A 3795-nucleotide genomic window follows, 5' to 3' on the forward strand; every position below is an offset into this window, starting at 1 on the left:
CGGGGATGGGGCTCGAGTCGCGGCCCCGCAGGTCGGGCAGCTTGCGCACCGCGAGCGCGGGCACGATCACGCCGACGAGCGCGAAGGCCCCCGACACGAAGAACGCCCACTGCGGGCCGTTCGAGTCGATGACCGAGCCCGCGATCGCCGAGCCGATGCCGGCGCCGATCAGCTGGCCGGTGCCGATCCACCCGAAGGCCTCTGCCGTGTCGCTGAACTTCACCGACGACGAGGTCATGGCGAACATGGCCGCGAGCGCGGGCGCGATGCCGGCGCCGGAGATCAGCAGTGCCGGGACCATCCACCAGACGTTCAGCCAGATGCTCGCGAGCGCGACGCCTGCGAACATCAGCAGCATGCGCCGCGCGAGGGACCAGGGCGAGAGCGGCAGATGGCCGAAGGTGATGCCGCCGAGCAGCGAGCCGAGAGACCAGATCGCGAGCACGACCCCCGACTCGTAGCCGTGGGCAGAGGCATCCGCCCCGGTGCCCTGGAAATTCGCCACGACGCCCGCCTCGACGGCCGAGCACGAGCCGATCAGCAGCAGGCCGACGAAGGTCGAGATGATGACGGTGGGCCGGGTCAGCACGACGCCGAAGCGGCGCTTCGAGCGAGGAATGCGCACGCGCCCGAGCTCGGGCGACAGGATGAACCACAGGCCGCCGAACACCATGAAGAACGCGCACAGCACCAGCGCGAGCACGGTCGAGACCTGCGTCGCGACGAAGGTGACGACGACGGGGCCGGCGATCCAGATGATCTCCTGTGCGGAGGCGTCGAGCGAGAACAGCGGGGTGAGCAGCTGCGAGGTCACGAGCTTCGGGTAGATCGTGCGCACCGCCGGCTGCACCGGGGGCGTCGCGAGCCCCGAGACGAATGCGACCAGGATCGTGAGCGGGATCGACATGGTCACGAACGCGATCGTGAGGATCGCTGCGGCGCAGAGCGCCGTCGTGACGGCGAGAACGGGGCGGATGCCCAGCCGGCCCATCAGGCGGCTGGTGAGCGGCCCGGCGACGGCCTGGCCGACGGCCCCGCCCGCGAGCACGAGACCCGCGGAGCCGTAGCTGTCGTGCACCTGCTCGACGTGGAGCAGCATGCCGAGCGACAGCATTCCGGAGGGGAAGCGCGCCGTCAGCTGCGCGGCGATGATCCGGGCGACGCCCGGCGTCTTCAGGACACTCGAATACGCGCTCACGGTCTGCCCAGTCTATCGATCGCGGCGGCCTGACCCGGCGCGCGCCGCGATGTCGGTGGTGCCGCTTAGGCTGTGGAAAACGGGCAGAAGTTATGCACATTTGTGGACGACACGCCCACTAGATGTAGGGGCAAGGGGGAACGGGCGCCCCGCTATATAGTGATCAAGCTGTTCGGGGAACTGCAGCCCAACCGGTGGCGAAAAACAGCGCAGAACACAGGGGAACGAAGGAGAAACAGTCGTGGCAATCACCGTTGTCAAGCGCGATGGAACGCGCGAGCCGTATGACGCGAACAAGATCAACCTCGCCATCGAGAAGGCCGCGGAAGGCCTCGACGAGAACATCACCTGGGTGACGCAGATCGCGAGCGAGCTCGAGCTCACGCTGTTCGACGGCATCACCACGCAGCAGCTCGACGAGGCGGTCATCCAGGTCGCCCTGCAGAACGTCAAGGACGACCCGGCGTTCGACACCGTCGCCGCGCGCCTGCTGCTGAAGACGATCTACAAGCGGGTGCTCGGCGATTACGCCACGGATGCCGAGCTGAAGCAGAAGCACCAGGAGCAGTTCCGCGCCTATGTCGAGCGCGGTGTCGCCGAGCAGCTGCTCGACCCCCGCTTCCCGCAGCTCTTCGACCTCGACCGCCTGGCGGCGGCGCTCGAGCCGGCGAACGACCAGCTGCTGCGCTACATCGGCCTCGTCACGCTGAACAACCGCTACGGCATCAAAGCCCGCAACGGCGAGCCGCTCGAGGTGCCGCAGTACTTCTGGATGCGCATCGCGATGGGCCTCTCGCTCAACGAGGCCGACCCGACCGCCATCGCCCTCGAGTTCTACGAGACGATGTCGCGCCTCGACTACCTCGCCGCAGGCTCGACGCTCGTCAACGCCGGCACCAAGTTCCCGCAGCTCTCGAACTGCTTCGTGATGGAGATGCACGACGACATCGAGCACATCGCCAAGTCGGTGCGCGACGTCATGTGGATCACGAAGGGCACCGGCGGCATCGGCCTGTCGGTCACCAAGCTGCGCTCGCAGGGCTCGCCGATCCGCTCGAACAACACCGTCTCGACCGGCCCCATCCCGTTCATGCACACCATCGACTCGGTGCTGCGCGCGGTCAGCCGCGGCGGCAAGAAGTTCGGCGCCCTCGCCTTCTACATGGAGAACTGGCACCTCGACTTCCCCGACTTCCTCGACCTTCGCCAGAACTCGGGCGACCCCTACCGCCGCACCCGCACCGCGAACACCGCCGTGTGGATCTCCGACGAGTTCATGAAGCGCGTGCAGAACGACGAGCCGTGGTACCTCTTCGACCCGCTCGAGGTCGGCGACCTCAACGAGCTCTACGGCAAGGCGTTCTCCGAGCGCTACGCGTTCTACGCCGCCGAGGCCGAGGCCGGCCGCCTGCGCATGTTCAAGAAGCTGCCCGCCCGCCAGCAGTTCAAGGACATCCTGATGAGCCTGCAGACCACGGCGCACCCGTGGCTGACCTGGAAGGACACGATCAACAACCGTGCCCTGAACAACAACACGGGCACGATCCACCTGTCGAACCTCTGCACCGAGATCTGCCTTCCGCAGGACATCGACAACATCGCCGTCTGCAACCTCGCGTCGATCAACCTGCCGCGCCACCTGCGCGCCGACGGCACCTTCGACTGGGAGTCGATCAAGCGCTCGGTGCGCCTCGCCGTGCGCCAGCTCGACAACCTGATCGACATCACGATGTCGTCGGTGCCCGAGGCCGACAACGCCAACCTCAACAACCGCGCCATCGGCTTGGGCATGATGGGCTACACCGACGTGGTCGAGAAGCTCGGCCTGCCGTATGACTCGGAAGAGGCATACGACCTGATCGACGAGGTCGCCGAGCGCATCTCGTACTACGCGATCGAGGAATCCGTCGACCTCGCCGCCGAGCGCGGCGCGTACCCGAACTTCGCCGGTTCGCGGTGGAGCCAGGGCCTTGTGCCCTATGACACCCTCGACCTGACCGAGAAGGATCGTGGTGTGCCGATCGACGTCAGCCGCCGCACCACCCTCGACTGGGACTCGCTGCGCGAGCGCGTCAAGGGCGGCGTGCGCAACGCGACCCTCATGGCCGTCGCGCCGACCGCGTCGATCGGCCTCGTCGCCGGCACCACGCCCGGCTTCGACCCGCAGTTCTCGCAGATCTTCAGCCGTGCGACCTCGAACGGCAAGTTCCTCGAGGTGAACCGCAACCTGGTCGCCGCCCTTCAGGAGAAGGGCCTGTGGGAGCAGGTGCGCGAGCAGGTGCTGCGCAGCCAGGGCGACATCCAGGGCATCGCGGCGATCCCCGACGAGATCAAGCGCGTCTACAAGACGAGCTTCCAGCTCTCGCCGATCGCATTCCTCGAGGTCGCGGCCCGCGCCCAGAAGTGGATCGACCAGGCGATCAGCCGCAACATGTACCTCGAGACGCGCGACCTCTCTGACATGGTCGACATCTACTCCGAGGCCTGGAAGCGCGGCGTGAAGACGACGTACTACCTGCACATGAAGCCGCGCCACCAGGCCGAGCAGTCGACCGTGCGCGTCAACAAGAGCGAAGAGATCGGCGGGGCGCGCAAGG

At 67.1% G+C, this 3795-nt stretch carries 2 protein-coding genes; one reads left to right on the plus strand and one right to left on the minus strand.

The features are described 5' to 3' along the window. Positions 1–1198, minus strand: a 1198-nt coding sequence (locus ACM2XV_RS13230; RefSeq protein WP_487027263.1) for an MFS transporter, incomplete at its 3' end; no start/stop codon positions are given. Positions 1199–1439: 241 nt separating this feature from the next. Between ACM2XV_RS13230 and ACM2XV_RS13235 the strand changes: the two genes are divergently transcribed. Further along, on the plus strand, positions 1440–3795 hold a 2356-nt coding region (locus tag ACM2XV_RS13235), incomplete at its 3' end, for a ribonucleoside-diphosphate reductase subunit alpha (RefSeq protein WP_487027264.1).

Source organism: Gryllotalpicola sp. CP2-P1 (assembly GCF_057512245.1).